At 76.1% G+C, this 6,394-nt stretch carries 5 protein-coding genes; 3 read left to right on the forward strand and 2 right to left on the reverse strand.

Going from position 1 to position 6,394, the window contains the following annotated elements:
- Positions 1-67: 67 nt before the first annotated feature.
- On the forward strand, positions 68-553 hold the full coding sequence (locus JQT67_RS06980; RefSeq protein WP_307864250.1) for a nitroreductase/quinone reductase family protein: 486 nt from the start codon (positions 68-70) through the stop codon (positions 551-553).
- A gap of 10 nt (positions 554-563) precedes the next feature.
- Here the strand turns inward: JQT67_RS06980 and JQT67_RS06985 are convergent, their stop codons facing one another.
- The gene (locus JQT67_RS06985) at positions 564-1,700 is read right to left on the reverse strand and encodes a sorbosone dehydrogenase family protein (RefSeq protein WP_208064057.1); all 1,137 of its coding nucleotides are present in this window, start codon (positions 1,698-1,700) and stop codon (positions 564-566) included.
- A gap of 77 nt (positions 1,701-1,777) precedes the next feature.
- Here JQT67_RS06985 and JQT67_RS06990 point away from each other — a divergent pair, with 77 nt between their 5' ends.
- A complete protein-coding gene (locus JQT67_RS06990; protein ID WP_208064058.1) occupies positions 1,778-3,763 on the forward strand; it encodes an ATP-binding protein in 1,986 nt (661 codons plus the stop codon).
- Here the strand turns inward: JQT67_RS06990 and JQT67_RS06995 are convergent.
- Complete coding sequence (locus JQT67_RS06995; RefSeq protein WP_208064059.1) at positions 3,717-4,937, reverse strand: PLP-dependent aspartate aminotransferase family protein; 1,221 nt, start codon at positions 4,935-4,937, stop codon at positions 3,717-3,719. The two genes, JQT67_RS06990 and JQT67_RS06995, sit on opposite strands and share 47 nt — an antisense overlap.
- 91 nt (positions 4,938-5,028) lie before the next feature.
- On the opposite strand from JQT67_RS06995, the gene JQT67_RS07000 reads away from it, so the two are divergent.
- Positions 5,029-6,394, forward strand: a 1,366-nt coding sequence (locus tag JQT67_RS07000) for an FAD-dependent oxidoreductase (protein ID WP_307864251.1), incomplete at its 3' end; no start/stop codon positions are given.

Here is a 6,394-nt window from a genome sequence, read left to right on the forward strand (position 1 = left end):
CCCTCGCGCCGCGCGCGTGCCTACGCTGAGCGCGGCCCGGATGCGGGCCCGAAGTGAAGGAGCGCCCGTGACCGACACCGCCAGCACCGCGCCCGCGCCCGCGCCGAAGCTGCCGCCGCGCTGGTTCGTGCGCTCCGCGTGGGTCGTGCACCGCGCGCTCTACCGCGCCACGGGCGGGCGCTTCGGCCTCGCGCGGCCGAGGCCGGGGAGGTTCGGCATGCTGCGCCTGCACACGATCGGCCGCCGCTCGGGCGAGCCCCGCATCGCGATCGTCTCCTACTACGAGGAGGGCGACCGGCTCGTGACGATGGCGATGAACGGCTGGGCCGACGCGCACCCGGCCTGGCTCCACAACCTGCGCGCGCAGCCCGACGCGTCCGTCGACCTGCCGGACGGGCCGCGGCTCGTGCGGGCGCGCGAGGCGACCGGCGTCGAGCGCGAGCGGCTGCTCGCGGGCTTCGACGCCTTCCACGAGGGCCCGGCGATGGCGGAGTACGAGCGGGCGCGCCGGCGCGCGACGCCCGTGATCGTGCTCGAGCCGCGCGACCGCTGACGTCCCGGCGCTAGGGCTCGAAGGCGAGGATGCGGTCGTCGCCCTCCGCGGGCCGGCCGCGGCCGTCGGTGCTGCCGGTGAGCGCCCAGACCGAGCCGTCCGGCGCGGCCGCGACGTCGCGCAACCGCCCGTGCTCGCCCTGCCAGTGCACGCTCGAGCTCGCGAGGTCGTCGAGCGGCACGCGGCGCAGCGACTGCCCGCGCAGGTTCGCGATCCAGAGCGCCTCGCCCGCGACGGCGATCCCGCTCGGGCTCGCCTCCGCCGGCGGCCACTGCTGCACGGGGTCGACGAAGCGCCGATCGCCCGCCGCGCCCTCGACGAGCGGCCAACCGTAGTTCGCTCCCGCCTCGATGACGTTGAGCTCGTCCCACGTGTCCTGGCCGAACTCGGTCGCGAGCAGCGTGCCGTCGTCGCTCCACGCGAGCCCCTGCGGGTTGCGGTGGCCGAGCGTGTAGACCGGCGAGCCCGGGGTGGGGTTGTCGGCCGGCACCGAGCCGTCGGGCTCGAGCCTGAGGATCTTCCCCGCGAGGCTCGCGGGATCCTGCGATCGCGCCGGCACGCCCGCGTCGCCCGTCGTGGCGTAGAGCATCCCGTCGGGCCCGAACGCGATGCGACCGCCGTTGTGGTTGCCGGCCGCGGGGATGCCGGCGAGCAGCTCCTCGGGCTCGCCGAGCGTCCGCTCGCCGGGGGAGCCCTCGAGCGACGCGCGCAGGATCGCGTTGCCGTCGGCCCTCGTCGCGTACCAGTAGAGGCGCCCGTCGCGCACGGCGATGCCGAGCAGCCCGCCCTCGCCACGCGGCACGACGCCGTCGATGGCGGCGACCGCAGCGGTGCCGCCGCCCGGCAGCACCTCGACGACGCGAGCCGTGTCGCGCTCGCTCACGAGCGCGCCGCCACCGGGCAGGCGCGCGATGGACCACGGGCTCTCGAGCTCGGTCGCGAGCGTCTCCGGTGACTCGAGCGTGCCGGTGCGCGGGGAGGGCGAGGCGGATGCGTCGGGTGAGCCGGGCGAGCCGCTCGGGGCCGGGTCGGTGCTCGCGGCGGGCCGCTCAGCGGTCGGCTCCCCGGGCCCGCACGCGGCGAGCGCGAGGACGAGCGCGAGCGCGACGGGCGGCGCGGCGACACGGCGGCGACGGCGGGGGCTCATGCTGCGGCTCCGGCCATGCTCGCCTCCCTCCCGGGGTGCGCTCAGCATACGCGCGGGCGGGATATACGGTGGCGATCATGAGCACGCCTGCGGCAGGCTTCGCGCTCGACGCGAGCGCTGACGTCGATGCGCGGCCGAGGCTGCCGTGGCCCGCGTGGATCGCCGCCGGGGTGCTCATCTTCCTCGCCGCGGCAGCGGGCGTGCTGTTCGCGCCCGCGGGCACGACGGTCGCCGTCTGGTGGCCGGCGGCCGGGCTCTCGGTCGCCTTCGCGCTCCTGCAGCCGCCGCGCCGCATCTGGATGGTGCTCGTGCTCGTGCTCGTCGCGACCACGGTGGCGAACCTCGCGGGCGGACGCACGATCCCGCAGGCGCTCGGCTTCGGGGCGGCCAACGCCGCCGAGGTCGCGGTCGTCGTGGCGCTGCTCGGCTGGGGGCGCGAGCACTTCCAGCTCTCATCGCTGCGCGCCGGCCTGCGGTTCGCGATCGCCATCAGCGCCGGCTCCCTCGCGGCGGGCCTCATCGCAGCGGTCTCGGTCACCGTGCTCGAGCGGGGCGCCTTCTGGCCGACGATCGTGCTCGTGGCGGCGTCGCACGCGGCGGCGGTCGCGATGATCGCGCCCTTCGCCGCGCTGCCGCCGCGCGTGCGCGTGCGCGCGAACACCGTCGAGATGCTCGCGCAGTCGCTCGTGCTCGTGCTCGTGCTCGCGCTCGTCTTCCAGCTCGACTCGAGCCTGCCGCTCTCGTTCGCGCCCTACCCGGTGCTCGCGTGGGCGGCGTTCCGCTTCCCCATCCGCGTCGTGCTCGTGCAGTCGCTCGTCGCGTCGCTCGCGATGCTCGTGCTCACGCTCGCGGGTCGTGGACCCTTCGCGTCGGCCGCCCTCGACGTCACCGAGCAGGCGGCGGTGCTCGAGGTCTACCTGCTGACGATCGCGGGCTTCGCGCTCGTCATCTCGGCCGCGCAGTACGAGCTGCGCGCCGTCTGGCGCCGGCTCGACGCGTCCGCGCGGCTGCTGACCGGCAGCGTCGTCGAGTCGCGCCTCGGCCTCGTGCTGTGGCGCCCGGGCCGCGACGCCGCCCGGCTCGTGTGGGCGAACCCCGCGGCGAGGGCCATGCTCGACGCGGAGCTCGACGGCGACGACTGGTCGGGGCCGATCGCCTCGGCGGCGGCCGCGGCGCTGCGCTCGGGTCGCACGGCGACCGCGACGACCGCCGCCGGGCGCACGCTCACGGTCGAGGCGAACCCGATCCACGGCGGGGACGACCGCGTCGCGGTGCAGCTGCTCGACGTGACCGAGGTGCTGCGGGCGCGCCAGGTCGAGGTCGAGGCGGCGGTCGAGCGCGAGGCGGCGCGCTCGATCCGCGCGGAGCTCGAGCGGCAGCGCGACGATTTCCTCGCCACCACGAGCCACGAGCTGCGCACGCCCATCACGAGCGTCGTCGGCTACGCGGAGCTGCTCGCCGAGTCGAGCGGGCTCGGCGCCTCGGAGCGGAAGTGGGTCAGCGTCATCGAGCGGAACGCCGAGCGGCTCTCCGAGCTCGTCGAGGACCTGCTGACGCTCAGCGGCGGCGCGACCTCGACGCCGCGACCGAAGGAGCCCGAGCGCATCGACTGCCGAGCGCTGCTCGAGGACGCGGCCGCGAGCCTCGCGCCGATCGCGGAGCGCAAGGCGGTCGAGGTGCTCGTCGACGCCGACGGCAGCGTCGCGCTCGGCTCCCGCAGCGACGCGGGCCGCGCGGTGTCGAACCTGCTCACGAACGCCATCAAGTTCACGCCCGCGGGCGGCACCGTGCGGCTCGCGGCCGCCCGCGACGGCGACGCGGTGCGCATCCGCGTCGCCGACACGGGGCCCGGCATGAGCGACGACGAGCTCGCGCACGCGTTCGACCGGTTCTACCGAGCGCCGGGCGCCGTGCGCGACAACGTGCCCGGCACCGGGCTCGGCCTCGCGATCGTCGCCGAGCTCGCCCGTCGCAACGGCGGCTCGATCGAGCTGCGCCGCGGCGACGAAGGCGGGCTCAGCGCCGAGCTGCGGCTACCGGCCGTGCCGACGCCGAGCGGCTGAGCGCGCGCTCGAGGTCGTCGATGAGGTCGGCCGGGTCCTCGAGCCCGATCGACAGGCGCAGCACCCCGGCGTGCGGCTTCGCCTCCGCGGCGACCGGTCGGTGCGTGAGCGACGCGGGGTGCTGGATGAGGGAGTCGACGCTGCCGAGCGAGACCGCGTGGGTGAACAGCTCGACCGACTCCGCGACCGCGGCGGCGCGCTCGAACGAGCCGACGTCGACCGCGATCATCGAGCCCGGCCCCGCCAGCTGCCGGCCCGGGCCCACGAGACCGGCCGGGTCGCATCCGTCGAGCCCCGGGTAGCGCACCTCGAGCACGCCGTCCATCGCCTCGAGGGCGCGCGCGACGACCTCGGCGCCCGCCTGCTGGGCGCGCACGCGCAGCGGCAGCGTCTGGAGCCCGCGGTGCATGAGGTAGGCGGCGAGCGGATGCGCGAGGGCGCCCGTGATGGCGCGCACGGGCCGAAGGGATCGCGCCCACTCCGCATCGCACGCGACGACGCCGCCGACCACGTCGCCGTGGCCGCCGATGTACTTCGTCGCCGAGTGCAGCGAGAGCGCGGCACCGTGCGACAGCGGTCGCTGCAGCACGGGCGTCGCGAACGTGTTGTCGACGAGCACGGGCGCGTCGCCGGCAGCAGCGGCGAGCGCCGAGAGGTCGACGAGCTCGAGCGTCGGGTTCGCGGGGGTCTCGACGACCACGAGGCCCGTGTCGGGGCGGCACGCGCGCGCGACCGCGTCGACCGAGTCGACGAAGGTCGTCTCGGTGCCGAGCAGGCCGGTCGCGAGCAGGTGGTCGGTGCCGCCGTAGAGCGGCCGCAGCGCCACGACGTGGCTGCCGCGCCGCTGGCGCGCGGCCATCAGCACGGCGGTCACGGCCGCCATGCCGGAGGCGAACGCGACGGCGCGCTCGGCGCCCTCGAGCTGCGCGAGGGCATCCTCGAACCGCGCGACGGTCGGGTTCCAGAGCCGCTGGTAGACGGCGGAGCCGTCGCCGACGTCGCCGCCCGTCGCGAGCCGCTCGTAGGCGTCGCCGCCGGTGAGGACGTCGGGGAGCGGGTTCGTGGAGGAGAGGTCGATGGGGATCGCGTGCACGCCGAGCGACCGCAGATCGTCGCGGCCGGCATGCACCGCGAGCGAGTCGGGTCGGAGGCGAGCGTCATTGCTCGTCGTCATGCATCCGATCATGCCTCAAGTGTCAAGTGATGGATGCCTCCCGCGCGGCCGGGCGGGCGGCGCGCGCTCGCCGATGGCAGGATCGAGAGCCGTGACCCTGCTCGCCCAGCCCCTCCGCATCGGCGCCTTCGACGCTCCCAACCGCATCATGCAGGCTGCGCACTCGAAGCAGTACTCCGACCGCGTGGAGTCGGATCGCGAGACCGCCTACTTCGTGCGTCGCGCTCGCGGCGGCTGCGGCCTGTTCGTCGCGGGCAACCACCTCGTGCATCCGAGCGCCTCGACGCGCGGGTTCCAGGACGCGTGGCGGCCCGAGGCCGTCGACGCGAACCGCCGCATGACCGATGCGATCCACGAGGCGGGCGCGCGCGTGCTCGTGCAGCTCAACCACCACGGCGCGCAGGCGTCGCCCGAGGGGCCGGCGGGGCCGCGCGCGGTGCTCGCGCCGAGCCGCATCCTCTCGCCCTCGACGGGCGTCGCGACCGCGGCGGCGAGCCGGCGCGACATCGCGGCGCTCGTGGAGGCGTGGGCCGACTCGGCCGAGCGCGCGCGGCTCGGCGGCTTCGACGGCGTCGAGGTGCACATGGCGCACGGCTACCTCCTGCACCAGTTCCTCACGCCGCTCACGAATCGCCGCACCGACGCCTACGGCGGCGACCTCGAGGGCCGCTCGCGCTTCCCGCGCGAGGTGCTGCGCGCCGTGCGGGCGCGCGTCGGCGACGACTTCACCGTCGGCATCCGCATCGTGCTCGACGAGCACCACGAGGGCGGGCTCGACGCCGCGGCGATGCGCGAGGTCGTCGCCGCGCTCCGCGCTGAGGCGCGGATCGACTTCCTCGACACCGCGGCCGGCAGCTACCACGACGTCCACTGGGTCTTCCCGTCGTCGGCGATGCCCGTCGCGTGGCTCCGCGAAGACGTCGCGGCGCTCAAGGCCGCGAACCCCGACATCCCGGTCTTCGGCGTCGGGGCGGCGCTGCGCGTCGAGGAGGCGGAGGAGGTGCTCGCGAGCGGCATCGCCGACATGGTCGCCCTCACGCGCGGCCAGCTCGCCGACCCCGAGCTCGCCCGGAAGCTCCTGACGGGGGCGACCCACGGCATCCGGCACTGCATCCGCTTGAACCAGGGCTGCCTCGGGCGCGGCAGCCAAGGGCTGCCGGTCTCGTGCACGGTGAACCCCGAGGCCGGGCGCGAGCTCGAGCCGGCGCCCGCGGCGGCCGCGACGCCGAGGCGATGGGCGGTCGTCGGCGGCGGCCCCGCGGGCCTCCGCGCCGCGCTCGACCTCGCCCGGCTCGGGCACGCCGTCACGCTGCTCGAGCGCGAGCACGAGCTCGGCGGCCAGCTGCGGCGCCGGCTCGAGCTCGCGCCCGGCCTCGGGGTTCACCGTGCACGAGACCGGCAGCCCTTGGCTGCCGCGCCCGCGGCAGCCCTGGTTCAAGCGGATGCAGTGCCGGATG

This window comes from Agrococcus sp. TF02-05 (genome assembly GCF_017565345.1).
Classification (GTDB): domain Bacteria; phylum Actinomycetota; class Actinomycetes; order Actinomycetales; family Microbacteriaceae; genus Agrococcus; species Agrococcus pavilionensis.

Bases quoted from the DNA above. Each gene is read 5' to 3' on its own strand.
- JQT67_RS06985 (WP_208064057.1), bottom strand. From the start codon at position 1,700: ATGAGCCCCCGCCGTCGCCGCCGTGTCGCCGCGCCGCCCGTCGCGCTC.
- JQT67_RS06990 (WP_208064058.1), top strand. From the start codon at position 1,778: ATGAGCACGCCTGCGGCAGGCTTCGCGCTCGACGCGAGCGCTGACGTC.
- JQT67_RS06995 (WP_208064059.1), bottom strand. From the start codon at position 4,937: ATGACGACGAGCAATGACGCTCGCCTCCGACCCGACTCGCTCGCGGTG.